The 25,028-nt window shown below is 45.1% G+C and carries 25 protein-coding genes and 1 pseudogene; 18 read left to right on the top strand and 8 right to left on the bottom strand.

All coding sequences use genetic code 11. From position 1 onward, the window contains the following. Positions 1 to 35 precede the first annotated feature (35 nt). Positions 36 to 1,007: a tRNA 5-methoxyuridine(34)/uridine 5-oxyacetic acid(34) synthase CmoB gene (gene cmoB, locus ACGF7G_RS02600; RefSeq protein ID WP_387463344.1), complete on the bottom strand. Its 972-nt coding sequence runs from the start codon at positions 1,005 to 1,007 to the stop codon at positions 36 to 38. Next, positions 1,004 to 1,762, bottom strand: coding sequence for a carboxy-S-adenosyl-L-methionine synthase CmoA (cmoA, locus tag ACGF7G_RS02595; RefSeq protein WP_387463343.1), 759 nt, complete (start codon positions 1,760 to 1,762; stop codon positions 1,004 to 1,006). The genes cmoB and cmoA overlap by 4 nt, the downstream gene beginning before the upstream one ends. 287 nt (positions 1,763 to 2,049) lie before the next feature. On the opposite strand from cmoA, the gene ACGF7G_RS02590 reads away from it, so the two are divergent. Both ACGF7G_RS02590 and ACGF7G_RS02585 read left to right on the top strand, forming a co-directional pair. Next, positions 2,050 to 2,301 (top strand): type II toxin-antitoxin system Phd/YefM family antitoxin, encoded by a 252-nt coding sequence (locus ACGF7G_RS02590; protein ID WP_133813157.1) that lies wholly within the window; start codon positions 2,050 to 2,052, stop codon positions 2,299 to 2,301. After that, the gene (locus ACGF7G_RS02585; RefSeq protein WP_387463340.1) at positions 2,291 to 2,572 is read left to right on the top strand and encodes a type II toxin-antitoxin system RelE/ParE family toxin; all 282 of its coding nucleotides are present in this window, start codon (positions 2,291 to 2,293) and stop codon (positions 2,570 to 2,572) included. The genes ACGF7G_RS02590 and ACGF7G_RS02585 overlap by 11 nt, the downstream gene beginning before the upstream one ends. A 121-nt stretch (positions 2,573 to 2,693) precedes the next feature. On the opposite strand, the gene ACGF7G_RS02580 is transcribed toward ACGF7G_RS02585, so the two are convergent. Further along, complete coding sequence (locus ACGF7G_RS02580) at positions 2,694 to 3,092, bottom strand: MAPEG family protein (RefSeq protein WP_387463338.1); 399 nt, start codon at positions 3,090 to 3,092, stop codon at positions 2,694 to 2,696. Between the two features lie 276 nt (positions 3,093 to 3,368). Between ACGF7G_RS02580 and aspS the strand changes: the two genes are divergently transcribed. The 6 genes from aspS (at position 3,369) to ruvB (ending at position 8,698) form a co-directional block, all read left to right on the top strand. Next, complete coding sequence (gene aspS, locus ACGF7G_RS02575; RefSeq protein WP_387463336.1) at positions 3,369 to 5,141, top strand: aspartate--tRNA ligase; 1,773 nt, start codon at positions 3,369 to 3,371, stop codon at positions 5,139 to 5,141. Beyond that, the gene (nudB, locus tag ACGF7G_RS02570; protein ID WP_133813153.1) at positions 5,141 to 5,578 is read left to right on the top strand and encodes a dihydroneopterin triphosphate diphosphatase; all 438 of its coding nucleotides are present in this window, start codon (positions 5,141 to 5,143) and stop codon (positions 5,576 to 5,578) included. The genes aspS and nudB overlap by 1 nt, the downstream gene beginning before the upstream one ends. Before the next feature lie 29 nt (positions 5,579 to 5,607). Further along, positions 5,608 to 6,351 (top strand): YebC/PmpR family DNA-binding transcriptional regulator, encoded by a 744-nt coding sequence (locus tag ACGF7G_RS02565; RefSeq protein WP_387463334.1) that lies wholly within the window; start codon positions 5,608 to 5,610, stop codon positions 6,349 to 6,351. Positions 6,352 to 6,463: 112 nt separating this feature from the next. Further along, entirely contained in the window at positions 6,464 to 6,985 is a 522-nt protein-coding gene (ruvC, locus tag ACGF7G_RS02560) for a crossover junction endodeoxyribonuclease RuvC (protein WP_133813151.1), read from the top strand. A gap of 78 nt (positions 6,986 to 7,063) precedes the next feature. Next, entirely contained in the window at positions 7,064 to 7,681 is a 618-nt protein-coding gene (gene ruvA / locus ACGF7G_RS02555; protein WP_133813150.1) for a Holliday junction branch migration protein RuvA, read from the top strand. A gap of 15 nt (positions 7,682 to 7,696) precedes the next feature. Continuing rightward, positions 7,697 to 8,698 carry a Holliday junction branch migration DNA helicase RuvB gene (gene ruvB / locus ACGF7G_RS02550; protein ID WP_387463332.1) on the top strand — a complete coding sequence of 334 codons (1,002 nt, stop codon included), beginning with the start codon at positions 7,697 to 7,699 and terminating at the stop codon, positions 8,696 to 8,698. Positions 8,699 to 8,799: 101 nt separating this feature from the next. Here ruvB and znuB read toward each other — a convergent pair whose 3' ends face one another. Together znuB and znuC are read right to left on the bottom strand one after the other, a co-directional pair. Beyond that, positions 8,800 to 9,585 (bottom strand): zinc ABC transporter permease subunit ZnuB, encoded by a 786-nt coding sequence (gene znuB, locus ACGF7G_RS02545; RefSeq protein ID WP_387463331.1) that lies wholly within the window; start codon positions 9,583 to 9,585, stop codon positions 8,800 to 8,802. Continuing rightward, positions 9,585 to 10,340, bottom strand: a complete 756-nt coding sequence (znuC, locus tag ACGF7G_RS02540) for a zinc ABC transporter ATP-binding protein ZnuC (protein ID WP_387463329.1) — start codon at positions 10,338 to 10,340, stop codon at positions 9,585 to 9,587. Before znuC ends, znuB begins: the two co-directional genes overlap by 1 nt. 76 nt (positions 10,341 to 10,416) lie before the next feature. Between znuC and znuA the strand changes: the two genes are divergently transcribed. From znuA to lpxM, 3 genes are all read left to right on the top strand, one after another. Then, positions 10,417 to 11,364: a zinc ABC transporter substrate-binding protein ZnuA gene (gene znuA / locus ACGF7G_RS02535; protein WP_387463328.1), complete on the top strand. Its 948-nt coding sequence runs from the start codon at positions 10,417 to 10,419 to the stop codon at positions 11,362 to 11,364. Between the two features lie 20 nt (positions 11,365 to 11,384). Further along, the gene (gene mepM, locus ACGF7G_RS02530; RefSeq protein WP_387463326.1) at positions 11,385 to 12,692 is read left to right on the top strand and encodes a murein DD-endopeptidase MepM; all 1,308 of its coding nucleotides are present in this window, start codon (positions 11,385 to 11,387) and stop codon (positions 12,690 to 12,692) included. A 152-nt stretch (positions 12,693 to 12,844) separates the two neighbouring features. Then, on the top strand, positions 12,845 to 13,813 hold the full coding sequence (gene lpxM / locus ACGF7G_RS02525) for a lauroyl-Kdo(2)-lipid IV(A) myristoyltransferase (RefSeq protein ID WP_133813144.1): 969 nt from the start codon (positions 12,845 to 12,847) through the stop codon (positions 13,811 to 13,813). Positions 13,814 to 14,825: 1,012 nt separating this feature from the next. Here the strand turns inward: lpxM and pyk are convergent. After that, a complete protein-coding gene (pyk, locus tag ACGF7G_RS02520) occupies positions 14,826 to 16,268 on the bottom strand; it encodes a pyruvate kinase (RefSeq protein ID WP_387463325.1) in 1,443 nt (480 codons plus the stop codon). A 402-nt stretch (positions 16,269 to 16,670) separates the two neighbouring features. Beyond that, positions 16,671 to 17,531 (bottom strand): MurR/RpiR family transcriptional regulator, encoded by an 861-nt coding sequence (locus ACGF7G_RS02515; protein ID WP_133813142.1) that lies wholly within the window; start codon positions 17,529 to 17,531, stop codon positions 16,671 to 16,673. Positions 17,532 to 17,877: 346 nt separating this feature from the next. Here ACGF7G_RS02515 and zwf point away from each other — a divergent pair, with 346 nt between their 5' ends. The 3 genes from zwf (at position 17,878) to mdtI (ending at position 20,614) form a co-directional block, all read left to right on the top strand. After that, positions 17,878 to 19,353, top strand: coding sequence for a glucose-6-phosphate dehydrogenase (gene zwf / locus ACGF7G_RS02510; protein WP_387463323.1), 1,476 nt, complete (start codon positions 17,878 to 17,880; stop codon positions 19,351 to 19,353). A 507-nt stretch (positions 19,354 to 19,860) separates the two neighbouring features. Further along, positions 19,861 to 20,280, top strand: coding sequence for a multidrug/spermidine efflux SMR transporter subunit MdtJ (gene mdtJ, locus ACGF7G_RS02505; RefSeq protein WP_133813140.1), 420 nt, complete (start codon positions 19,861 to 19,863; stop codon positions 20,278 to 20,280). Position 20,281: 1 nt separating this feature from the next. Further along, positions 20,282 to 20,614: a multidrug/spermidine efflux SMR transporter subunit MdtI gene (mdtI, locus tag ACGF7G_RS02500; RefSeq protein WP_387463322.1), complete on the top strand. Its 333-nt coding sequence runs from the start codon at positions 20,282 to 20,284 to the stop codon at positions 20,612 to 20,614. 211 nt (positions 20,615 to 20,825) lie between these two features. Here mdtI and ACGF7G_RS02495 read toward each other — a convergent pair whose 3' ends face one another. Beyond that, the gene (locus ACGF7G_RS02495) at positions 20,826 to 21,170 is read right to left on the bottom strand and encodes a RidA family protein (protein ID WP_387463321.1); all 345 of its coding nucleotides are present in this window, start codon (positions 21,168 to 21,170) and stop codon (positions 20,826 to 20,828) included. A gap of 99 nt (positions 21,171 to 21,269) precedes the next feature. On the opposite strand from ACGF7G_RS02495, the gene ACGF7G_RS02490 reads away from it, so the two are divergent. The 4 genes and pseudogenes from ACGF7G_RS02490 to tsaB all read left to right on the top strand — a co-directional run bounded on the left by ACGF7G_RS02490 (position 21,270) and on the right by tsaB (position 24,964). After that, complete coding sequence (locus ACGF7G_RS02490; RefSeq protein WP_387463320.1) at positions 21,270 to 23,201, top strand: ATP-dependent DNA helicase; 1,932 nt, start codon at positions 21,270 to 21,272, stop codon at positions 23,199 to 23,201. Between the two features lie 252 nt (positions 23,202 to 23,453). Then, positions 23,454 to 23,742, top strand: a pseudogene (locus tag ACGF7G_RS02485) (type II toxin-antitoxin system RelE/ParE family toxin). Beyond that, positions 23,723 to 24,040, top strand: a complete 318-nt coding sequence (locus ACGF7G_RS02480; protein ID WP_021325814.1) for a DNA-binding transcriptional regulator — start codon at positions 23,723 to 23,725, stop codon at positions 24,038 to 24,040. Before ACGF7G_RS02485 ends, ACGF7G_RS02480 begins: the two are co-directional and overlap by 20 nt. Before the next feature lie 228 nt (positions 24,041 to 24,268). Further along, complete coding sequence (tsaB, locus tag ACGF7G_RS02475; protein ID WP_387463318.1) at positions 24,269 to 24,964, top strand: tRNA (adenosine(37)-N6)-threonylcarbamoyltransferase complex dimerization subunit type 1 TsaB; 696 nt, start codon at positions 24,269 to 24,271, stop codon at positions 24,962 to 24,964. Positions 24,965 to 25,028: the final 64 nt, after the last annotated feature.

Here is a 25,028-nt window from a genome sequence, read left to right as displayed (position 1 = left end):
ATGTTGAACTGGCCCTGTTGGGCCAGCTCTCAAACTCAGGGTTTACGGGCAATCAGTACCGCACGCAGCGGAGCTGGATAACCCTCAATGGTTTTACCGTTATCCTCAGGATCGAGAAAATCAGATAACGATTCCGTTTTCATCCAGTCTGTACGGTGCTGTTCTTCCGTAGTGGTTATTGCCTGATCAACAATCCTTACATCAACAAAACCGCATTTTTCCAACCAGACTTTTAGCATTTTCGCTGATGGGATGAAGTAAACATTACGCATCTGGGCATAGCGTTCGCCAGGAATTAGACAGGTGTGTTTATCACCTTCAACAACCAAACTTTCCAGCACCAATTCGCCATCGGACACCAGTTGGTTTTTTAATTGCCAAAGATGGTCGAGTGGGGAACGGCGGTGATAGAGGACGCCCATTGAAAAAACGGTATCAAAAGCGGCCAGTGCCGGTAATTGTTCGATTCCCAGAGGTAAAAAATGAGCACGTTGATCGCTGCCAAGCAACTTTCTGACCGCTTCAAACTGGCAGAGAAAAAGTTGAGTCGGATCGATACCAACCGCAAGTTCAGCCCCTTCACCGACCATTCGCCACAGGTGATAGCCGCTGCCACAGCCAACATCAAGAATTGTCCGGCCCGTTAAGGGAGAAATATGGGGCAGTACCCGATCCCATTTCCAATCTGAACGCCATTCAGTGTCGATATTCACACCATAAAGAGAGAATGGTCCTTTGCGCCACGGCATAAATATTCTCAATATATTGGTAATACAGACTTTTTCACCGGCGGATAGCGGTGGCTCCCGTTCTGCGATCACACCATTTTTCAGATCTAATTTGGTCGGTGAAATTTCGGGTAGGTTTTCCAGGGTTTTGACCCACGATTTAAAACTGCCATGCAGGGCTGCTTTTTGCCATTCATCCAGTTGTGCCGGAAGACCATGAAGCCAGTGTTGGAGGTTGTTCTTGGCGATAAGCTGATAAAAGTTACCGAAATCGATCATTTATCGACTCCTTTTATCGCCAGTAATGAGCCAAAATTGAAACACTGAAACCAGACTTCAACATGTTTAAAGCCAGACTGATGAAGGCGGGATTTATGTGTTTCGACAGAATCAGTCAGCATCACATTTTCAAGCATACTGCGTTTCTGGCTGATCTCTAGCTCGCTGTAGCCGTTAGCACGCTTAAAATCGTGGTGCATATTGAACAGTAATTCACCAATTTGTTGATCTGCAAAGCTGAATTTCTCTGATAAAACTAACACACCGCCCGGACGTAATCCCTGATAAATCCGGTTAAGCAAACCTTGCCGATCTTGCGGGTCGAGAAATTGTAAGGTGAAATTCAGTACAACCATTGAGGCATTCTGAATATCAATATCGAGAATATTGGCTTCAATAACGTCAACGGGTGTGTGCGCCCGGAAAGCATCAATATGGCGACGGCAGCGTTCTACCATAGCCGGAGAATTATCAACTGCGATGATCTTACAATTTTCCGCTGTAATATTACGGCGCATTGCCAGGGTTGATGCGCCAAGGGAACAACCCAGGTCATAAATCTGACTGTTTGATGTCACGAAACGACTGGCCAGCATACCAATCATGGAAACGATATTTGCATAACCTGGCACAGAGCGTTGGATCATATCAGGGAAAACTTCTGCAACCCGTTCATCGAAACGCCAGTCACCCAGATTGGCAATGGGGGCGGCAAACAGGCTATCCCTTTGATTGTGAGGATCTTGATTTGACATAACAGCATTGATTATTAGAAAAAATAGAAGGCGGCATTCTAACAGATGTAAAGCTTGACCTTGAACCAATTTTCTCTGATTTAAAAATGGTGAGTAATGGAAATATTTGAGGAATACGAGTATCGCACAAAAAATCATGTCATGGTGTTATTATCCTTTGATTTCATTGGTGAGTAGTGTAGAGGATTTTCTGGTTCTATATAAAATAAAAAAGTGAAGATGCATTGAAAAGCACCTTTAAATGACCTATTGTTTGCTTCTTATAGATATAAAGAGTGAGGTGGTGTATGGCATATCAGATCTTAACAAATGTAGCGGCAAGTATTACCGATTTGAAACGTAACCCAATGGGGACATATTTGCAGGGGGAAGGTGAAGCTGTTGCAATCCTGAATCGGAATGAACCTGCGTTTTATTGTGTGCCGCCTGAATTATTTTCTTACTATCAGGAACTGGCTGAGGATGCCGTACTAAACAAAATTGTGGATGACCGCTTAAAAGATGCTGAATTTGTCAGTGTGAATCTAGATGATCTATAGTCTGCAATTTGAAAAGCGGGCCTTAAAAGAGTGGAAGAAGCTAGGTCATCCCGTCAAGGAGCAGCTAAAGAAAAAACTGGTTGAACGCTTAGAAAACCCTCATGTGCCGTCAGCAAGATTAAGTGGACGCGCTAACCGATATAAAATTAAATTGCGGTCTTCTGGCTACCGTTTGGTTTATGAAGTGAATGACAATAAGATTATCTTGCTGGTAATTGCTATTGGTAAACGAGCCGGAGATGTGGTTTATACCCTTGCCAATGAACGGTAAAAGACACAACATGTGCCCGCGTTGCATATCAACGCCGGGAAGTCTTCCTCATATGGAACCCGCTACGGTTAGAATAATAGGCAGCAGAACTTGCTGCCTGTTTATTTCAGTGGCGGCAATATCAGACATAAAGAGAAAATATCTGTTCCCAAGGTAGGTAGTAAATATTGGCAGTCACCATCAATACCATGGAGAGATAGGTTGCTACCATGCCGGAACGCCGCCAGCGGAACTCTCGGTGGTGCAGACCATAATAATGTAACAATCTGCCGGTGAGCAGGATCAAACCACAGACATGTATCATCCAGACATTTGAGCCATTCATTTCCATCATCACCAGTAATAACATGGCGATAGGAATATATTCCACGGCATTGCCATGAACCCGAATAGCAGTTTGTAATTCGTAGAAACCGCCATCTCCATATGAAACACGATATTGTGTTCTTAATTTAACCACATCAAAAGACAGCTTAATCAATAATAGTGCGCCCAACACAACATAAAGCGAGCTAACCATTTTTAACTCCATTGCCTAACCGAAATTGGCCAATTAAGTAATGATAAACCTCAAAAATAAAACTGTCGCTATAAATAAACAGCAATTGAAAATAAATTGTCTGATTAAAGGCAATAGTATAATCAAGAGGATTGCCTGCTCTTATCTCTGAACAGAATTTCTATTATAATGATGGCCTTTTTTGACAGTTCTGAACTTTTTCATGTTAAAAAAAATTCAAAAACGATGCCAAAATTTCCGCAGCAAAAGCACAACAGCCGAGTAAAAGGATATTGTATGCGTACTGATTATTGTGGGCAGTTGAATCTGACCCATGCAGGCCAGAAAGTGACTCTTTGTGGTTGGGTAAACCGCCGCCGTGATCTGGGTGGCCTGATTTTTATTGATATGCGTGATCGTGAAGGTATTGTTCAGGTGTTTTTCGACCCGGATCAGCAAGCCGCGTTTTCTCTGGCTTCTGAGCTGCGTAATGAATTCTGTATTCAAATCACCGGTACTGTACGCGCGCGTCCTGACAGTCAAATCAATAAAGATATGGCTACCGGTGAAATCGAGGTTTTTGCGGAAAGCCTGAATATTATCAATCGTTCCGAACCTCTGCCTTTGGATAGCAACCAGACGAACAGTGAAGAGCAGCGGCTGAAATATCGCTATCTTGATCTACGCCGTCCTGAAATGGCAAATCGCCTGAAAACACGCGCCAAGATTACCAGCTTTGTCCGCCGTTTTATGGATAGTCAGGATTTCCTGGATATTGAAACGCCGATGCTGACTAAAGCGACACCAGAAGGCGCTCGTGATTATTTAGTACCGAGCCGTGTTCATAAAGGCAAATTTTATGCGTTGCCTCAGTCCCCGCAGTTATTTAAGCAATTGCTGATGATGTCTGGCTTTGATCGTTATTATCAGATTGTCAAATGCTTCCGTGATGAAGATTTGCGTGCAGACCGCCAGCCGGAATTTACTCAGATCGACGTGGAAACTTCCTTTATGACTGCTGAGCAGGTAAGGGGGATGATGGAACAAATGATCCGCGAATTGTGGCTTGAAATTAAAGGTGTTGATCTCGGGCATTTCCCGGTCATGACTTTTGCTGAGGCCATGCGCCGTTTCGGTTCTGATAAACCCGATTTGCGTAACCCACTGGAATTGGTCGATGTTGCTGACCTGGTCAAAAATGTGGAGTTCAGCGTTTTTGCTGAACCAGCGAATGACAGTAAAGGCCGCGTAGCTGTTATCCGCGTTCCGGCTGGAGCTGAACTGAGCCGTAAACAAATTGATGAATATGGCAAATTTGTTGGCATTTACGGCGCTAAAGGGTTGGCGTGGATGAAAGTCAATGATCGTGGCGCAGGTCTGGAAGGGGTACAAAGCCCGGTGGCGAAGTTCCTGAATGCCGAAGTGATTGAAGGTCTGCTTTCCCGTACCGATGCGCAGGATGGTGATATTCTGTTCTTCGGTGCCGGCAGTACAAAGGTGGTCACTGATGCCTTGGGAGCACTGCGCCTAAAATTGGGCCGCGATTTGAATTTAACGCAACTGGATAGCTGGCAACCGCTGTGGGTTATCGATTTCCCAATGTTCGAAGATGATGACCAAGGCGGCCTGAGTGCAATGCACCATCCGTTTACTTCACCGCGTGATATGTCAGCGGAAGCGTTGGTGCAAAACCCGCTTTCAGCCATTGCCAATGCTTACGATATGGTGATTAATGGTTATGAAGTGGGTGGTGGTTCAGTGCGTATTCACCGTAACGACATGCAACAAGCGGTGTTCCGTATTCTGGGGATTAATGAGCAGGAACAGCAGGAAAAATTTGGTTTCTTACTGGATGCGCTAAAGTTTGGGACTCCACCCCATGCAGGCCTGGCATTCGGTCTTGACCGTCTGGTGATGTTGCTGACCGGGACTGACAATATCCGTGATGTTATCGCGTTCCCTAAAACCACCGCTGCCGCTTGTCTGATGACTGAGGCACCAAGTTATACAAATCTGGCCGCGCTTGAAGATCTGTCAATCTCGGTTGTGGCCCGGAAAGAGAGTGAATAATGGCTTATAAGCGCCCTGAATCTGTTCTGGTTGTTATTTATGCATTTTCCAGCGGACGGGTGCTGATGCTACAGCGGCGGGACGATCCTGATTTCTGGCAATCTGTGACAGGTAGCCTTGACGGGGATGAAACGCCGCGTGAGACAGCATTGCGTGAAGTGCAAGAAGAAGTCGGTATTGATATCATCGGTGAAAATCTTGAATTGATAGATTGCCGGCGCGCGCTTTATTATGAAATTTTTACCCACTTGCGCCATCGATATGCACCGGGAGTCACCCGTAATAAAGAGAACTGGTTCTGTCTGGCATTGCCTGAGGAGCGAGAATTCTTGTTGACTGAACACCAGGCTTACCGGTGGCTGGAGGCGGATAAAGCGGCAAAGCTCACCAAGTCATGGAGCAATCGGCAGGCAATTGAAGAGTTTGTGATTAATTAAGCTTATTAGATGTTTTATCGGAGAATCTTATGGCAGGTCATAGTAAATGGGCCAATACCAAGCACCGCAAAGCTGCACAGGATGCGAAACGCGGTAAAGTTTTCACCAAAATTATTCGGGAACTGGTAACGGCAGCCCGTCTGGGTGGTGGTGATCCGGCAGCTAACCCACGTCTGCGGGCGGCGGTTGATAAAGCTCTGTCCAACAACATGACCCGTGATACCTTGAACCGGGCTATCGCCCGTGGTGTCGGCAACGATGACGCTGACAACATGGAAACCATCATTTATGAAGGTTATGGTCCGGGTGGGACCGCAGTGATGGTTGAGTGTCTGAGTGATAACCGTAACCGTACGGTTTCTGATGTTCGCCATGCTTTTACTAAAACCGGCGGTAATCTGGGAACGGATGGTTCTGTTGCTTATCTGTTCACCAAAAAAGGCGTGATCTCTTATGCGCCGGGATTGGATGAAGACGCGGTGATGGAAGCGGCGCTGGAAGCAGGGGCCGATGATGTGGAAACCTATGATGATGGCGTTATTGATGTTTACACCACACCAGAAACGTTTGGTGAGGTGAAAGACGCGTTGGATGCAGCCGGTTTTGTGGCCGAATCAGCAGAAGTTTCGATGATCCCTTCCACTAAAGCTGAATTGGATGCGGAAACGGCACCTAAGTTACTGCGCCTGATCGACATGTTGGAAGATTCAGACGACGTACAAGAGGTTTACCATAACGGTGAAATCTCTGATGAAGTTGCTGCTCTACTGTAATTTCAATCGGGTTGTACAGCGTAGAGAAAGTGCACTGGGGGCTCAGGGCACTTTCTCTAACGTTTTTATCCCTCCCTTATTTGAAGATGATCGTAAAGGCGAATAAACAGATATGGCGATTATCTTAGGTATCGACCCCGGTTCCCGTGTCACCGGTTATGGTGTGATCCGCCAGCAGGGGCGCCATTTGATCTACCTTGGCAGCGGTTGTATCCGGACAAAAGTTGATGATTTGCCTAACCGGTTACAGCGCATTTATGCTGGTATCCTTGAAATTATTACGCAATTCCAACCGGATGCCTTTGCTATTGAGCAGGTATTTATGGCGAAAAACCCAGATTCAGCGCTGAAATTAGGGCAAGCGCGTGGCGTGGCTATTTTGGCTGCGGTAAATCAATCTGTACCGGTTTTTGAATATGCCGCCCGGCAGGTTAAACAGACTGTTGTCGGCACCGGGGCGGCTGAAAAAAGTCAGGTTCAGCATATGGTGCGTTCTATGCTGAAATTGTCTGCCAATCCGCAATCTGATGCGGCCGATGCGTTGGCAATTGCGATAACCCATTGCCACTTTAATCAGAATCTTTTGCGTGTCGGTGATCCCAGATTAATACTGGCGCGTGGACGTTTAAAATAACGGCTGGATATGCATCCAGCTTTTTTTATGTTATAAGCATTAGCAGAATAATCAGTTTTATTGGTAGGGGGTAAACAAGTGATAGGGCGTCTCAGAGGAATTGTGCTGGAAAAACAACCACCCTTGGTTTTGCTGGAAACGAATGGCGTGGGTTATGAAGTTCATATGCCAATGACCTGTTTTTATGAATTGCCTGATACCGGGCAGGAAACTGTTCTGTTTACTCACTTCGTGGTGCGTGAAGATGCGCAATTACTTTATGGTTTTAATGATAAGCAGGAGCGGGCGCTGTTTCGTGAACTGATTAAAGTGAATGGCGTCGGCCCTAAACTGGCGCTGGCTATTCTTTCGGGTATGTCTGCGCAACAATTTGTTTCTGCGATTGAGAAAGAGGCGATTGCTTCTCTGGTTAAATTGCCCGGTGTGGGTAAAAAAACCGCTGAACGGCTGGTGGTTGAAATGAAAGATCGCTTTAAAGGGCTTAATGGCGATCTGTTCAATCAGAGCAGTGATATTAATCTGCCGGCAACCACCAAACAGACAACTTCTGATGCGGATATCGAAGCGGAAGCCGCTGCTGCGTTAGTCTCTCTGGGCTATAAGCCGCAGGAGGCCAGCCGAATGATCAGTAAAGTCGCTAAACCGGGAGCTGACTGTGAAACACTTATCCGCGAAGCACTTCGCGCCGCTCTTTAATCACAGGGGTATACCATGATTGAAGCTGACCGGCTGGTTTCTGCGGAAGTTTTGCAAGACGATGAAGTTATTGACCGTGCAATCAGGCCCAAACTGCTGTCTGAATATGTCGGGCAGCCGCAAGTCTGTGAGCAGATGGAGATTTTTATTCAGGCTGCCAGACAGCGTGGTGATGCCCTTGACCATCTGCTGATTTTTGGCCCGCCCGGGTTGGGGAAAACTACGTTGGCGAATATTGTCGCTAATGAAATGGGAGTCAATCTTCGCACAACGTCTGGCCCGGTTCTGGAAAAGGCGGGGGATTTAGCAGCAATGCTGACAAACCTTGAACCGCACGATGTCTTGTTTATCGACGAAATTCACCGTTTATCGCCGGTGGTGGAGGAGATTCTCTATCCGGCAATGGAAGACTATCAGCTGGATATTATGATTGGCGAGGGGCCGGCAGCTCGTTCGATCAAAATTGATTTGCCGCCTTTTACCCTGATTGGTGCTACCACGCGTGCAGGCTCCCTGACTTCCCCACTGCGTGATCGTTTCGGTATTGTGCAGCGCCTTGAATTTTATAACGTAGATGATTTGCAAAGTATCGTTTCTCGCAGTGCCCGTTATATGGGGGTGGATATTACTGATGATGGTGCGCGGCAGATTGCCATGCGTTCCCGTGGAACGCCGCGTATTACCAACCGTTTATTGCGTCGGGTGCGTGATTTTGCTCAGGTGAAAGGGAATGGTGGGATTGATAGTGAAATTGCGACCAAGGCGCTGGATATGCTGAGTGTAGATTCTGCCGGTTTTGATTATCTGGATCGTAAACTATTGATTGCCATCATTGATAAATTTATGGGCGGGCCTGTGGGGGTGGATAACCTTGCCGCTGCTATTGGTGAGGAGAGGGAAACGATTGAGGATGTGTTGGAACCGTTCCTGATCCAGCAAGGTTTTATTCAACGGACTTCTCGTGGACGAATCGCCACCGATCATGCTTATCGCCATTTTGGCATGGTCAGAGATTAGGCGTAATCAGTTGGCAATCTGAGCTAATCGGGATGGGACTCCTTCAAGGGAACCCTATCCCGCGCTCTCTTCTGGGTAAATGAGTGTAGCAACTCAGTGAATCAACTTCTGGCCTTACTGAGCAGGCTGATAATAAATAGCACCGCAGCGCACAGAACAACAGAAGGCCCGGCTGGCGTGTCGTAAAAGGCGGAAAAAGCTAATCCGCCGGTGACCGCGAGCATACCAACCACAATAGCCATAGCGGCCATTTGTTCTGGTGTGCGGGCAAAATGGCGAGCGATGGCAGCGGGAATAATCAGCAGAGAAGTGATAATCAGAGCGCCGACAAACTTCATTGCCAGGCCAATGGTCAAGGCTGTGACCAGCATTAACAGCACTCTCAACCGCTGTGTTTTAATGCCATCCACAAAAGCCATTTCCTGGCTAACGGTCATAGAAAGCAGGGCGTTCCATTGCCAGAACAGCAGTGTGGTGACAATAGCGACACCGATTGCAATCAGCCAGATATCTTCATAAGTGACTGACAGTAAGTCACCAAACAGATAAGCCATTAAATCAACCCGCACATTGGACATTAAACTGACAACCACCAAGCCTAATGATAATGCGCTGTGAGCCATAATCCCCAATAAAGTATCAATGGCCAGTTGCGGGCGTTTCTCCAGCCAGACCAGCATGATTGCCAATATCAAAGTGACCGCGATAACCGCGTAAAACGGGCTAATATTTAGCAATAATCCGAAAGCAACGCCCAATAATGACGCATGAGCCAGAGTATCGCCAAAATAGGACATTTTGCGCCAGACAACAAATGATCCTAATGGCCCGGCCGCAATCGCCAACAATATGCCGGCTAACCAACCGGGGAGTAATAATTCAATCATCAATGGCATTCTCTGTTATTTTTCAAGATAATTTTCCCTTTCAGATCATGGTGGTGATTATGTTGATGCCGATATACTGCCAATTGCTCGGCACCATGATGACCAAACATGGCGATAAATTCAGGGTGAGTTGAAACAACTTCCGGTGTACCGGAACAGCAAATATGTTGGTTAAGGCATAAAACTTCGTCTGTTTTCGCCATCACCAGATGCAAATCATGGGATACCATCAGTACCGCACAATGTAATTCGGTTCTGATTTGATTGATTAAATCATAGAGTGCTAACTGACCATTAACATCAACGCCTTGTGTCGGTTCATCAAGCACCAGTAATTGGGGTTGATTTAATAGCGCTCTGGCTAATAAAACCCGTTGGTTTTCTCCGCCGGATAATTTTTGCATCGGTTGCTGTAATAGATGAGCCGCGTTAACTCGCTCAAGCGCCGGCAATATATCGGCGGATTTCACGCTGGGTTTCAGCATCATAAAGCGTTTAACTGTCAGTGGCAGGGTAGGATCAAGATGCAACTTCTGTGGAACATAGCCGATTCTCAGTCCATCGGTATGCTCAATCGTGCCGGATGACGGTTCAATAAGCCCCAAAACAACCCGGACTAATGTTGATTTACCGGCACCATTGGGACCCAGCAGCGTCAGGATATTTCCTTGTTGCAAGCCAAGAGAAATATTGTTTAATACCTGACGGCTGCCAAAGGTGATTGCAACATTTTTTAAAGTGATGAGTGTTGACATGCTAAATATATCTTGCGTGAACATTGAGATGTTATAATATAACAATTCTTGCTTCTGTCCACGAGATATTTACATTATGTTGCACAAATCATATAAACTAGCGCACAAATTTTTCTGCAAAGCCGCAATTGCCACTGCTTTAATGTTAGGAACGATACAATCGGCTAATGCTGATGTTGTGACATCAATTCGTCCGCTGGGTTTTATTGCTGCGGCAATAACTGATGGCGTTACTGATACACAGGTATTGTTGCCTGATGGCGCTTCACCGCATGATTATGCATTGAAACCGTCTGATCTTAAGAAGATTAATCAGGCAGATTTAGTCGTGTGGGTTGGCCCTGATATGGAAATTTTTTTGTCTAAACCGTTAACCAAAGTGCCACAAGATAAACAGCTAGTATTAGCCCAATTGCCGGAGATTAAACCGTTATTGTTAAAGAATGATGAAGATTTACAGGAATCGAATCCTCATAGCCATCAAGAGGACCATGAACATCATTCTCATGGTGAATATAATATGCACATTTGGTTGTCGCCAGAAATAGCGAAACAGGCGGCTCAGGGCATCCATGACCAATTATTAGCGCGTTATCCGCAGAAAAAAGCAGCGCTGGACGTAAACCTACGTAAATTCAACGTTCATCTTGCGCAAACTGACAAAAATATTGCTAATATTCTTAAGCTGGTGCGCGGTAAGGGGTATTTTGTTTTTCACGATGCTTATGGCTATTTCGAACAGCATTATGGTTTGACGCCGTTAGGGCATTTTACGATTAACCCTGAAATACAGCCCGGTGCACAAAAATTACATCATATACGAACACAATTGGTTGAGCAGAAGGCAACCTGCATTTTTGCTGAACCGCAATTCAGGCCGACCGTTATTAATGCGGTAGCGAAGAATACGGGAGTGCGTATGGGCACTTTAGACCCGTTAGGAGGCCGCATCGTATTGGATAAGGACAGCTATATGAAATTTATAACTCAGTTGTCGGAACAATACGCGAGTTGCCTGAATTAAAGTAATAAGGAATTCGATTAGTGCAGCAGATAGTTAAAACTATCGTTCTGGTGTATAGGGAGTTACCGCGACCGCATAAGATTATGCTGGGTTCGCTGACTTTGGCGACATTGGTTGTCACGATGTGGCAGCCGATTGCTTATCATCATGAACAGGAAGAAATAAGCACCGGCAGTATTGCTATCAATGTTCCGGCAAATACTGATGAGATTATTGCGGATAGCAGTGAGCAATTGCCGGATGAGGGCATTCCCGATGAAGAGACGAATTCGGAAACGACGGCTCAAACTCCGCATGAATATATTGTCTCTGACGGTGATACCCTCAGTAGCATTTTGACGCAATTTGGTATTGATGCTTCTGACGTGGCGTTACTGGCGAGTCAGCACAAAGTGTTACGGGGGCTGAACATTGGTCAGCCATTATCATGGACGGTAAATGAAGCGGGTGACTTGCAAAGTCTGACTTGGGGTGTTTCTCGTCGTGAAAGCCGTATTTATACCCGTGAAGGTGATGTCTTTAAAGAAACGAAATCATTTCAGAAAGGTGAGTGGAAAAACAGCGCAATCATCGGTGTGGTTGATAGTAACTTTACCAGCAGTGCTTTAAATGCGGGTTTAACCAGCAGTGAAGCACGTGAAGTCACCAAGGCACTGCAATGGCAAATTGATTTGCGTAGATTACATAAAGGTGATCGCTTCTCTGTATTACTTTCCCGTGAAATGTTGGATGGTCGCAGTGAACAGAGCCAATTACTGGGGGTTCGCCTGAACAGTGGCGGTAAAGATTATTATGCTATCCGTGCGGAAGATGGACGTTTTTATGATCGTGAAGGCTCCGGTCTTGAGCGCGGTTTTTTGCGTTTTCCAACAACCAAACAATTCCGGGTATCTTCTCACTTTAATCCCCGGCGTGTGAACCCGGTAACCGGGCGTGTCGCACCGCACAAAGGGGTGGATTTTGCCATGCCGGTGGGAACTCCTGTTTTGGCAGTAGGTGATGGTGAGGTTATTGTCTCCAAATATAATGGGGCGGCGGGGAACTTTATCGCTGTTCGTCATGGCCGCCAATATACCACCCGTTATATGCACCTGAGAAAATTGTTGGTGAAACCGGGGCAGAAGGTAAAACGTGGTGATCGTATCGCGTTGTCCGGCAGTACCGGTCGTTCTACGGGGCCTCATTTGCACTATGAATTCTGGATTAATCAGCAGGCGGTAAACCCATTAACGGCGAAATTACCGCGTTCTGGTGGTTTGAGTGGTAAAGATCGCACAGAATTCTTGGCAACGGTAAAAGAGGTAACCCCTCAACTTTTGCTGGATTAGCTTAATTGAACATTAATGACAGACTTTAAAGTGGATGATTGATATCATCCGCTGTCATTTTGTCTATGCCAGAAAAAGATGGGTTGATATCCACTGATATAAATCTCTGTACTAAAATGGCAGATCATCGTTTTGTTCTAAAGAGTTAGCTCATGCATAAAGAGACAGATACAGACAGTAAAGTGGGTTATGTGCCGACATTTCATAAATCCTACCTGCATCCTCGCTACTGGGGATTATGGCTGGGAGTAGGTGTATTGGCTGGGCTGACTTACTTCCCGGTTAAAATGCGTGATCCTTTATTGGCTAAAATAGGGTGGTTGGCTGGCAGGCTTGCGAAAGGGGCGCGCCGCAGAGCGAGGATCAATCTGTGCTACTGTATGCCGGAACTGACAGAGCAGCAGCGTGAGGCATTGATTGATGAGATGTTTTCTACTGCGCCTCAACCTTTTGTTATGCTGGCTGAGATTTGTTTACGTGGTACAAAATCAGCGTTAAGCCGGACACATTGGCATGGTGAAGAGATTACCCGCCAACTGAAAGCCCAGGGGAAAAACATTATTTTCATGGTTCCTCATGGCTGGGCTGTGGATATTCCGGCGATATTACTGACAGCTACTGGACAGAAAGCAGCGGCGATGTTTCATCATCAGAAGAACCCTGTAGCAGATTATCTGTGGAATAAAGTCCGGGGTCGCTTTGGTGGTCGTTTACATTCCCGTGATGCCGGGATTAAACCTTTTATTGCTACGGTTCGCCAGGGTTACTGGGGATATTACCTTCCTGATCAAGATCATGGTGAGGAACACAGTGAATTTGTTGATTTCTTCGCAACATATAAGGCGACATTACCGGCCATTGGGAGGCTGATGAAGATTTGCCGTGCGGCGATTGTGCCGCTGTTTCCGGTTTATAATTACCGTACTCATCGGCTTGATATTTATATTCGCCCGCCAATGGATGATATTGAGGGCAAAGATGATACTTTTATTGCCCGCCGGATGAATGAAGAGTTGGAACAATTGGTACGGCCAAATCCTGAGCAATACACCTGGATCCTTAAATTACTTAAAACCCGGAAAAAAGGGGATATTGAGCCGTATAATAGGGAAGATCTGTGATTTTCATATATATGAAGTAATGATCACAGTTTGAACTTAACCCCTAATATTGGACATCATATCCAATGATTAGGGGTTGTTATGATGAAACATTTTACTTGCGCTTGCTGTTGGTTACTTGATTAAGCATTAATAAAGCCAATGCTTTTTCTCATTTTCACTGATGGATTTATAATGGACAGGTTTTAAACTGTTATTAAAATCCATTTTTTAATCTCTGGTTTTAACTTGTATAATAAAGTTTTAACCGTTGTTTTCACTGCTTTTAATCCTTGTTTTTTATTAAGTTTAATCATCATATTATATTGTGTTTTACATTTAATCAACGTTAATCATATTCGCTTTTATCTTTTTATCTTTTTATCTTTTTATCTTTTTATCTTTACTGGTTCTTTTTTCGCTGATTTATTTTAAGTTTTTTGTTAATGGTTAATGTCATTTAAAAAACTGCACTTATAGTTAAATCCGTCTTTTATATAAAAGCTTTAATCCATCTGTTTTCGTGCTTTTAAATGGTTATAACAGGGAAGGTAAATGTTAAATAAACGAAGGATAACATCGTTGATAAATACATTAAACATAATATGGAATAAGCCGTTTTAGTTACTCTGTACCTTTTCAAAATCTGGTATTAATGGATACTTGTTTTTTATCCTCAGTTAACGGATCACCGAAAAAAAACCGCTTACCGATCGACATCTATTTAAATGGCGTTTAAATAAATGGTTTTTAATATTGTTAAATACGATTATTATTTTCTTATTATACGGTTAACTCTGTTAAATATTTTAATATAATCTCATATTTTTTTATTTGGCTGATCTTGTTAATCAAGTTAAAACCTGTTTTTTATGATTAAAACAGAATGACGGATAAAAAACAGCATTTTGTCAACAATCTGAGACGGTAAAAACTTTTTTACCGTCGGTTGTGTTGGATAAGTAAAGCGCGCCAGTCTTCCCGATTTAACCTGTGTCCCCCCGAAAGCCCGACGCTAAAATGTAATGAGTTTTTATTCTACTTCAAGAATACGGCAGGTGTTAGTACTGCCAATGGTTCCCATCTGGTCGCCCTGAGTCACCAGAACAAGGTCGCCGGAAATCAGATAACCTTTATCTCGTAGGCGGTTAACGGCTTCACTGGCTGCGGTGATGCCGTCAGTATGACTGCTGCAATAAACCGGTGTAACGCCACGGTAAAGGGCTGTTTGGTTCAGGGTTTTCTCATGGCGGGACATAGAGAAAATGGGCAGACCCGAACTGATGCGGGACATTATTCGTGTCGTGCGGCCTGATTCGGTCATGGCGATAATCGCTTTAACACCGTTTAGATGGTTTGCCGCGTACATGGTGGACATGGCAATCGCCTCTTCGGTACTGTCGAAAGTCGTGTCTAGCCGATGTTTGGATACACTGAGCCCGGGCATTTTTTCCGCTCCCAGACAGACCCGTGCCATCGCGGCAACGGTTTCGGCAGGGTATTGGCCCGCTGCGGTTTCAGCGGAGAGCATCACCGCGTCAGTGCCGTCAAGAACCGCATTTGCCACATCCATAACTTCTGCCCGGGTCGGCATTGGGTTGGTGATCATGGATTCCATCATTTGTGTCGCGGTAATCACTACACGATTGAGCTGGCGGGCGCGGCGGATCAGTTTTTTCTGCACACCAACCAGTTCCGGATCACCGATTTCTACGCCGAGGTCACCACGGGCAACCATCACGACATCGGCAGCCAGAATGATTTCATCAATGATTTCATCACTACTAACGGCTTCTGCACGTTCAACTTTTGCCACGATCTGGGTTTCGCAACCGGCATCCCGCGCCAGACGGCGGGCGTAATTGAGATCTTCACCGGTGCGGGGAAAAGAGACAGCCAGGTAATCAACACCGATTCTGGCGGCGGTGATAATGTCTTCTTTATCTTTTTCAGTCAGGGCATCAGCGGATAAACCCCCGCCCAGTTTGTTGATACCCTTATTGTTGGATAGCGGGCCACCCACTGTCACTTTTGTGAATACTTTCATTCCCTGAACTTCTAATACTTTCAGTTGAACACGGCCATCATCCAGCAGCAGAATATTACCCGGGACAACATCAGCAGGTAAGCCTTTGTAATCAATACCGACTTTCTCCTTATCGCCTTCGCCTTTACCAAGGTTGGCATCAAGCAGAAATTTATCTCCGATATTCAGGAAAATTTTGCCCTCTTTAAATGTTGATACGCGGATTTTAGGTCCCTGAAGATCGCCAAGGATAGCGACATGGCACCCCAGGCGGGCGGCGATCTCGCGGACTTTATTGGCACGCTGGATGTGATCTGCTGCGGTGCCGTGGGAAAAGTTGAGGCGGACTACGTTTGCACCCGCAGTAATAATCTTTTCAAGGTTATTATCGCGGTCGGTAGCCGGACCAAGTGTAGTAACAATCTTAGTTCTTCTGAGCCGTCTAGACATGCATTACTCCGTTGACCTGTTAGTATGCCCACCGCAAAGTCGCAAGCGACTATCGTAGGGCTTGTTGTAACCTGTATCAGCTTATACTGATACTGTTCGCTATATAGTGCTTGTGCAAACAGTTGTCTCTGTAGGGGAACTACAGGGGGAACGTTTTACACAATCACTATGCCCTGGCGAATCAGCTAACCCTTTTATGACGGATATTTATTGCCGCGTTTCTATCCTATCATGATTTGTTCCCGGTTTATCAATAATCTAATAGTCTTAGCGGGTTTTGGTGTTGAACGATAAAGTTGGATGAGTCAGCAGGGCAACGACTTATTTACCGCGCTCAATGAGCAATAAATCGGCTACTGGCTACGCAATCGAATGAGAGTCAACCCAACAGCGATAGGGCTTTCAGATTGGCGGAAAGTCAATTTTATCAAAACGTGAATTTCGCAGCGCCTCTTTAACTCTTTTCAAGTTATCTCTGAACTTTGCGCCACGTCGCAGGGTAAATCCGGTAGCCAGAACATCTATGACGGTTAATTGAGCAATTCTTGATACCATTGGCATGTAAATATCCGTATCTTCCGGTACATCCATAAGTATCGCCAGGGTTGCTTCGCGGGCGAGAGGGGAATCGTGAGAGGTTATGGCGATGACTGCCGCATCATTTTCACGCGCAAGCTGCGCCGCCTCAACCAGACTTTTGGTTCTGCCGGTATGGGATATCAGTACGACTACATCACCTTCGGCACTGTTAATACAGCTCATTCGTTGCATTACGATATCGTCAAAATAGATAACCGGAATGTTGAACCGGAAGAATTTATTCATCGCGTCATGAGCAACGGCGGCAGAAGCCCCTAAACCAAAAAATGAAATTTTCCGCGCCTGAGTCAGTAAATCGACAGCCCGGTTAACGGCTGCGATATCCAAATTGTTTTTTACCGTGTCCAGCGTCGCCATGACCGATTCAAAGATCTTATTGGTATAAGCACTGACTGTATCGCTCTCTTCAACATTACGGTTTACATAAGGCGTGCCATTGGCAAGGCTTTGGGCCAGATGGAGTTTGAAGTCAGGAAAACCTTTGGTATCCAGACGACGGCAAAAACGGTTAACCGTGGGTTCACTGACTTCCGCCATTTTTGCCAGCGTTGCGATACTGGAATGAATGGCCGTTTGTGGTGCCGCCAGGATTATCTGCGCCACTTTTTTTTCTGACTTACTCAAGTATTCAATACTGTTTTGAACTCGTTCCAGTGTATTCATAAAACGCAGTGACCTGTGGTTTTAGCGATTTCATTCAGAGGCGAAATCTATGTAAGTTTTATGAAAATATACTACTAGTAATAAATTGAAGCTGGCAGCGGGAAGTCACAATAATCCAATATTTTTCATAAAAGTATGACAAGTGTCTAACTTTCATATTGGTAATTATATTTCATGGAAGTTGGAGAGTTACATAAAACTATCACTATTTTAGCCGCAGTGGTATATGCCGCTGATATGAAGGCGGGGGTTATTTGTTATAGCTGTTTACGCGATATAGCCAAAAGGGTACATTACCGGTTAAGGCTGTAACAAAATTACAATATTCCGCAATGAGGAGATACATATGGCGGTTACTTCTACGGCTCAGGCTTGTGATTTAGTTATTTTTGGCGCTAAAGGGGATTTGGCTCGCCGGAAATTATTACCTTCCCTTTATCAGCTTGAAAAAGCGGGGTATATCCACCCGGAAACCCGGATTATCGGTGTTGGCCGGGCGGATTGGGATAAAAAAGCGTATACCCAGGTTGTTGAAGAAGCTCTGAATACATTTTTGCCGGAAAAACCAGATCCAGAATTATGGAAGGCATTGAGCGCGCGTCTGAATTTCTGCAATCTGGATGTTAACCAACAGGAAGATTTCACCCGACTGAAAAAAATTCTTAAGCAAGATAACCGGCCTGCAATCCACTATTTTGCCATGCCACCGAGTACTTTTGGTGCTGTTTGCCACGGATTGGGGCTGGCGGGGCTGAATAAAGCGCCAAACCGGGTTGTCATGGAAAAGCCTTTAGGTACCGATCTTGAATCATCCAGGGCCATCAATGATGAAGTTGCCAAGTATTTTAATGAGTGTCAGGTCTATCGTATTGACCATTATCTGGGTAAAGAAACCGTATTGAATTTGCTGGCGCTGCGTTTTGCCAATTCATTGTTTGTGAATAATTGGGATAACCGGACGATTGATCATGTGCAAATTACGGTAGCAGAAGAAGTCGGTATTGAAGGCCGTTGGGGGTATTTTGACCAAGCCGGGCAGATGCGCGATATGATTCAGAATCATCTGTTGCAAATCCTGACGATGATTGCCATGTCTCCTCCGGCAGATCTGACAACGGACCATATCCGTGATGAAAAAGTGAAAGTATTGCGTTCTTTGCGCCGTATTGATCACACCAACGTGCGGGAGAAAACGGTACGTGGTCAATATACTGCTGGTTTTGTTCAGGGGAATAAGGTGCCGGGTTATCTGGAGGAAGAGGGAGCGAACCAATCCAGCAGGACGGAAACTTTTGTCTCTATCCGGGTCGATATTGATGATTGGCGCTGGGCTGGGGTGCCTTTCTATCTGAGAACCGGCAAACGTTTGCCAACCAAATGTTCTGAAGTGGTGGTTTATTTCAAAAAACCAGCGTTGAACCTGTTTTCTGAATCCTATCAGCAACTGCCGCAGAACAAACTGACGATTCGCCTGCAACCGGATGAAGGTATTGATATTGAAGTGCTGAACAAAGCGCCGGGGCTTGAGCATAAACATCGTTTGCAAACAACCAAGCTGGATCTGAGTTTTTCTGAAACGTTCAACCATATTCCGCTGGCGGATGCTTATGAGAGATTATTGCTGGAAGCAATGCGCGGTATTCAGGCGCTGTTTGTGCGTCGTGATGAGGTAGAAGAAGCCTGGAAGTGGGTTGATTCCATTATGAATGCATGGGCTGCGGATAATGATGCGCCTAAGCCTTATCAGGCGGGAACATGGGGGCCAGTTGCTTCTGTTGCCATGATCACCCGTGATGGCCGCTCGTGGAATGAGTTTGAATAACGGGTAATGAGTGTGGGATTGTAAGAGTCCTTAATATTGAGGCCCAAGCTGCGTTGTGAACGGCTTGGGTTGGTGTCATTAAGATATCGGATATCTCAATTTTTTCGCTTATTTGTGTCTTTAGTCAAGAAAAGAATAAAATTGAGCAATTGCTTTCTATTTTTCTATATGGTAGAAGTAATAGGCTAACTTACACTATAACTATGAGGATTCTTAGTATATCGCGCGGAATATCAGTTGCGATGAAAGAATGAAATATCATGAACAGCGCCAAAAGCGTCCGGTTTCAAAGATCCACTCACATGCTTTTCCTTTCTGCCATTTTATCCAGTGAGCACTACTGGTGCGGTGCATTATAGCGTCTTACTCCTGTTAACCGGTTTTCAGCCGGTATTTCTATTTCGTCAAAACGTCAGGTTATTTATTTCTCATCTTATTTGCAGATGAGTTCAGCGTTTTTATGGCTTGCGTCTTGACGTGCGTATTTGCGTGTTCAGGAGAAAGAAAATGATTTACTGGTTATTCCTTGCAATGGCAATCGTCACCGAAGTTATCGGTACTTTGTCGATGAAACATGCCAGCGTTTCAGGTGGGATGGGGGGCATGGCAGTGATGTATGTCATGATCGCTATATCTTATATTTTGCTGGCAATGGCCGTGAAGAAAGTTGCGCTGGGTGTTGCGTATGCGTTGTGGGAAGGGATTGGTATCCTGTTTATTACTGTTTTTAGTGTGATGTGGTTTGATGAATCACTGTCGTTGATGAAAGTAGGCGGTCTGGCTCTGCTGGTGACAGGGATTATGCTGATTAAATCCGGGACTAAAAAAGCGGCAGTTAAGAAATCGGCTGAGGTTGTGAAACAGATGGCAGATAAAGCTGTCATCAATGCCGCTGTAACTAAAAACAGTAAAATTAAGGAGGCATAACATGTTGCAACAATTTGAATGGTGGCATGCTGTGTTCCTGTTTCTTGCTGTGGTGTTGGAAATTTTAGCGAATATTTTATTGAAACTGTCTGAGGGTTTCAGACGTCATTGGATGGGTATTTTTTCACTGGTTGCGGTTCTTGGGGCGTTCAGTGCGCTTGCCCAGGCAGTGAAGGGAATCGAGCTTTCTATCGCTTATGCTCTGTGGGGTGCTTTCGGCATTATTGCAACGATTGCTGCTGGTTGGGTTATGTTTAATCAACGTCTGAATTGTAAGGGGTGGGGCGGTATTGTTTTGTTGTTGCTCGGGATGGTGATGATTAAGATGGCATAGCCGTAAGCGTGGATTAGATTTTAAGTGGTTAATGATAATAAAATGATAGCTTCAGGTAACATTTGATTCTTGCGGGTTAACTGAAGCTTTTTAGTATCTTGGTAACTCTTTCAAAGTGCAAGATATAGGAGGAAAATTCAATGGATATTCTTAAGAGCTTTTATGTGATCAACCTATAAAAGCAGCGATAGAAAATATCCCGGCTTGAATGTTAAATGCTTGCGATAATTTTTATCTCGACTTTGTATTTTGGATTCATTAGCTTAGCTGCAACTGTGCAGCGTACAGGCGCACTTCCTGCCACAACCCATGCATCCCAGGCGGCGTTCATGCCGGCAAATTCGTCTCCATCAGCCAGAAAAATAGTGGCATCGATAATTTTGCTTTTATCAGAACCGAGGCGTTGTAGCATGATATCAATCGCGGCCAGTGTATCTGCCGTCTGCTCAGTGATGTCACCATCCAGATTCTCCGGTACGCTGGTGTAATAAATTGCCTTATTGTAAACCACAGCTTCGGACCAGCGATCCTGTGGATCAATACGCTCAATTGTCATGGATACTCCTTAAGTTAACTGCCATGTGCCTGATTTTGGGTGGTGATCAGAACACAGTATTGGCATAATCTCCATCCATTCTATTGAAAGAGACAGTTTGTGTCAGACGATTTTGCGAAAAACGGTTCCCTTGCCAAAGCAATAAAAGGTTTCAAACCCCGCGATGCTCAAAGAGAAATGGCAACTGCTATTGAGTGTGCGATTAAAAACCATCAACAATTGGTTGTAGAAGCAGGCACAGGAACAGGTAAGACATTTGCTTATCTGGCGCCTGCATTGCGTTCTGGGCAAAAAGTGATTATTTCTACAGGTTCTAAAGCATTGCAGGATCAGCTTTATAATCGTGATTTGCCGACTGTTGCTGAGGCAATTAATTTCACTGGCAAACTGGCACTGTTAAAAGGGCGTTCAAATTATCTTTGCCTGGAACGGCTGGAACAGCAGTCGTTTGGTGGAGGACAGCTGGAGGCAGACATTCTGTCAGATATCGTCCGGTTGAGAAGCTGGTCTTCACAAACTGAGGAGGGTGATATCAGCACCTGTCATCAGATAGCGGAAGACAGCCAGGTCTGGCCGTTGGTCACCAGTACTAATGACAATTGTCTTGGCAGTGATTGTCCGCGCTATCAGGAGTGCTTTGTTTTGAAAGCGCGTCGCCGGGCAATGGAGGCGGATGTTATTGTCGTCAACCATCATCTGTTTATGGCGGATATGGTGGTGAAAGAGACCGGATTCGGTGAACTTATTCCACAAACGGAAGTGAAGATATTTGATGAGGCGCATCAGATCCCCGATATCGCCAGTCAGTATTTTGGTCAGCAGTTAAGTAGCCGCCAACTGATGGATCTCTCCAGAGACATTATTATGGCGTACCGCACGGAAGTACGGGATCAAGCTCAATTACAGAAGAGTGCGGATCGTCTGAGTCAAAGTACACAGGATTTCCGGTTGGCATTGGGGGAGAATGGTTATCGGGGGAATTTGCGGGAGCTGTTGCAACATTCGCAGGTGCAACGGGCGCTGGTATTGCTTGATGACGCACTTGAGCTCTGTTATGACGTGATGAAACTGTCGCTGGGGCGTTCAGTTATGCTGGATGCGGCCTTTGAACGGGCGACAATTTACCGTAACCGTCTTAAGCGCCTGAAAGATGTGACTATCCCCGGTTACAGTTATTGGTTTGAAAGTTATGGTCGCCATTTTCTGCTGGCGTTAACACCTCTGTCTGTCTCTGACAAATTCAGCGAAATTATTAATGAGCAATCAGGTTGCTGGGTTTTCACGTCAGCGACATTATCCGTCAACGAACAGCTTTCACATTTCACCGAACGGCTTGGGCTAAAAGAAGCGAAAACTTTACTGTTGCCAAGTCCATTTGATTATCAAAGTCAGACGCTGCTTTGTGTTCCTCGTCATCTGCCGTCACCGAATCAGCTTGGTGGTGCAAAATGGCTGGCGAGAATGCTTAAGCCGCTGATTGAAACTAATAAGGGTCGCTGTTTCTTTTTATGTACGTCACACCAGATGATGCGCAGTTTGGCAGAAGAGTTTAGGGCCAGCATGACGTTACCGGTTTTGGTTCAGGGTGAAACCAGTAAAGGTCAGTTACTTTCTCAATTTGTTTCTGCCGGGAACGCGTTATTAGTGGCAACCAGCAGTTTTTGGGAAGGTGTGGATGTGCGGGGGGATGCGCTTTCCTGTGTCATTATCGATAAGCTGCCTTTTACCGCGCCGGATGATCCGCTGTTAAAAGCCCGTATTGAAGATTGTCAGCTTAAAGGCGGTGATGCATTTAATGAAGTTCAGTTGCCGGATGCGGTTATTAGCCTGAAACAGGGGGTCGGGCGGCTTATTCGTGATGTTGATGATTATGGTGTGGTCGTGATTTGTGATAACCGCTTGGTGATGCGTCCTTATGGAGAAGTGTTTCTTAACAGTTTGCCGCCTTCACCACGAACCCGCGATTTAACAAAAGCTGTCGCTTTTCTGCAAGCTCGGCAATCTTTGAAGAGTTCTGGTAGGAAAGATTAATAATATCTGCTGATTGAGAGAACAATGATGAAACTATATAGCAGAAGAAACAAATTGAACCAAAGGGAAGGGGATCGGAGAGTGCAGGTAAGAGAATCGACATCAGTGGTGTAACTGTGTCTAACACTATGTAAAACAAATATTTTTAGAGGATGTTATCCATAACTCGGTTAATTCCCATTATTGTTTTGAACGCCATTTTATGTCATGCTTTGTGTTATACTTCAACTGATTTAATGGTGGAGCTACTTTTTGAGAGTATTTAAAAACGCATGGTTCGAGCGTTTTGCTCGAAAACAGCACATTCCAGACGAGGTTTTACTTGATGCTATTGAAAGAGCTAACAAAGGTCAGATTGATGCTGACTTAGGCGGAGGTGTAATTTGCTAAAAGTGATAGATCTAACATTGAATACGATGCAGAGATGCAGTTTAAGAAGATGGCATCCCACTTTCTAGGGTTATCTGATGAACAATTAACTAGGCTAATTGAAAAAAGTCATTTTTCGGAGGTGATTGAGTATGGTCAAAAAATATCGTAGTGATGCGTTTGCTGCAATTCACGAAACGATGGAGGCACTGAGCGAAATAGGGGTTGTCAATAAGCAAACCATGCGTGAGTTTGATTCCGCTTGTTTGACCCCCATAGAGTCACTATCTCCAGAGGAAATACGCTCTCTTCGTGAGCGGGAGCATTTGTCACAGCCTGTTTTTGCTCGATATTTAAATGTGAGTAAAAATCTTATATCAGACTGGGAGCGTGGAGCAAAAAAACCCGGAGGTCCAGCGCTAAGGTTGCTTACGATAGTTAAGAAGAATGGTATTCAGGCCATTGCGTGACATAATTAAGTATGTTCCATATTGAGACAGTAGAATCCCGTTAGGAAGCGATGGAGCACAGGCAAATTTACTTCTCTTCTATCTGATAACTCATAAAGACAAAGCTACCCTGTGTGTACATGTGGCAAGGAGTAATAGCCTTCTTATGGTTGCCAACTGGGTAAAACAAGCCAGGCTATGATAATATTGCGCCTTATTTCGAATCCTATTTCTTGCCGAGGTTAAGGCATGTCCACACGAATTCTAGCTATTGATACTGCAACGGAAGCCTGCTCAGTTGCTCTTTGGAATGATGGTGCTGTTTTGGCACAGTTTGAAATTTCTCCACGGGAACACACGCAACGTATTTTACCTATGGTTCAGTCTGTGCTGGCAGAAGCGGAGGTCAGTTTACAACAACTCAATGCCTTGGCTTTTGGCCGTGGACCAGGCAGTTTTACTGGTGTACGTATTGGTGTTGGTATTGCTCAGGGGTTGGCTCTGGGTGCTGAACTGCCGGTGATTGGGGTTTCAACGCTTAATATGATGGCTCAAGGTGTTTTTCGCCTGACAGGAGCAACTCAAGTATTAACCGCTATTGATGCCCGGATGGGAGAAATTTACTGGGGGCAATATGTCCGCGATCAGGAAGGTAAATGGCAGGGAAGTGAAACAGAAGCTGTATTGAGACCGGAACAGGCAAAGGCGATCATGGATTCATTTCATGGGGAGTGGGTCATTGCCGGAACCGGCTGGCAAACTTATCCTCAGTTGATGGAAAGCCACTTAACGTTGACTGACAGTGATATTACATTACCTCATGCTGAAGATATGTTACCTCTGGCTGTACAGATGTGGCAGAACGGTGAGGTGACAGCCGTAGAACATGCTGAACCAGTCTATTTGCGGAATGAAGTTACTTGGAAAAAATTACCGGGTCGTTAAGCATTAGTTGATGCAACTTGTAGTAAAAGAAAGCATCAAATAAACATAATTATTGGGCCAATTT

The organism is Photorhabdus sp. RM323S, from assembly GCF_042879375.1.
GTDB lineage: Bacteria > Pseudomonadota > Gammaproteobacteria > Enterobacterales > Enterobacteriaceae > Photorhabdus > Photorhabdus tasmaniensis.
This window is presented reverse-complemented; position numbering and strand designations above follow the sequence as displayed.

What these genes read in the sequence shown, in the direction of transcription:
- cmoB (WP_387463344.1), bottom strand. Translation starts at nt 1,007, where the DNA reads ATGATCGATTTCGGTAACTTTTATCAGCTTATCGCCAAGAACAACCTC.
- cmoA (WP_387463343.1), bottom strand. Translation starts at nt 1,762, where the DNA reads ATGTCAAATCAAGATCCTCACAATCAAAGGGATAGCCTGTTTGCCGCC.
- ACGF7G_RS02590 (WP_133813157.1), top strand. Translation starts at nt 2,050, where the DNA reads ATGGCATATCAGATCTTAACAAATGTAGCGGCAAGTATTACCGATTTG.
- ACGF7G_RS02585 (WP_387463340.1), top strand. Translation starts at nt 2,291, where the DNA reads ATGATCTATAGTCTGCAATTTGAAAAGCGGGCCTTAAAAGAGTGGAAG.
- ACGF7G_RS02580 (WP_387463338.1), bottom strand. Translation starts at nt 3,092, where the DNA reads ATGGTTAGCTCGCTTTATGTTGTGTTGGGCGCACTATTATTGATTAAG.
- aspS (WP_387463336.1), top strand. Translation starts at nt 3,369, where the DNA reads ATGCGTACTGATTATTGTGGGCAGTTGAATCTGACCCATGCAGGCCAG.
- nudB (WP_133813153.1), top strand. Translation starts at nt 5,141, where the DNA reads ATGGCTTATAAGCGCCCTGAATCTGTTCTGGTTGTTATTTATGCATTT.
- ACGF7G_RS02565 (WP_387463334.1), top strand. Translation starts at nt 5,608, where the DNA reads ATGGCAGGTCATAGTAAATGGGCCAATACCAAGCACCGCAAAGCTGCA.
- ruvC (WP_133813151.1), top strand. Translation starts at nt 6,464, where the DNA reads ATGGCGATTATCTTAGGTATCGACCCCGGTTCCCGTGTCACCGGTTAT.
- ruvB (WP_387463332.1), top strand. Translation starts at nt 7,697, where the DNA reads ATGATTGAAGCTGACCGGCTGGTTTCTGCGGAAGTTTTGCAAGACGAT.
- znuB (WP_387463331.1), bottom strand. Translation starts at nt 9,585, where the DNA reads ATGATTGAATTATTACTCCCCGGTTGGTTAGCCGGCATATTGTTGGCG.
- znuC (WP_387463329.1), bottom strand. Translation starts at nt 10,340, where the DNA reads ATGTCAACACTCATCACTTTAAAAAATGTTGCAATCACCTTTGGCAGC.
- znuA (WP_387463328.1), top strand. Translation starts at nt 10,417, where the DNA reads ATGTTGCACAAATCATATAAACTAGCGCACAAATTTTTCTGCAAAGCC.
- lpxM (WP_133813144.1), top strand. Translation starts at nt 12,845, where the DNA reads ATGCATAAAGAGACAGATACAGACAGTAAAGTGGGTTATGTGCCGACA.
- pyk (WP_387463325.1), bottom strand. Translation starts at nt 16,268, where the DNA reads ATGTCTAGACGGCTCAGAAGAACTAAGATTGTTACTACACTTGGTCCG.
- ACGF7G_RS02515 (WP_133813142.1), bottom strand. Translation starts at nt 17,531, where the DNA reads ATGAATACACTGGAACGAGTTCAAAACAGTATTGAATACTTGAGTAAG.
- zwf (WP_387463323.1), top strand. Translation starts at nt 17,878, where the DNA reads ATGGCGGTTACTTCTACGGCTCAGGCTTGTGATTTAGTTATTTTTGGC.
- mdtJ (WP_133813140.1), top strand. Translation starts at nt 19,861, where the DNA reads ATGATTTACTGGTTATTCCTTGCAATGGCAATCGTCACCGAAGTTATC.
- mdtI (WP_387463322.1), top strand. Translation starts at nt 20,282, where the DNA reads ATGTTGCAACAATTTGAATGGTGGCATGCTGTGTTCCTGTTTCTTGCT.
- ACGF7G_RS02495 (WP_387463321.1), bottom strand. Translation starts at nt 21,170, where the DNA reads ATGACAATTGAGCGTATTGATCCACAGGATCGCTGGTCCGAAGCTGTG.
- ACGF7G_RS02480 (WP_021325814.1), top strand. Translation starts at nt 23,723, where the DNA reads ATGGTCAAAAAATATCGTAGTGATGCGTTTGCTGCAATTCACGAAACG.
- tsaB (WP_387463318.1), top strand. Translation starts at nt 24,269, where the DNA reads ATGTCCACACGAATTCTAGCTATTGATACTGCAACGGAAGCCTGCTCA.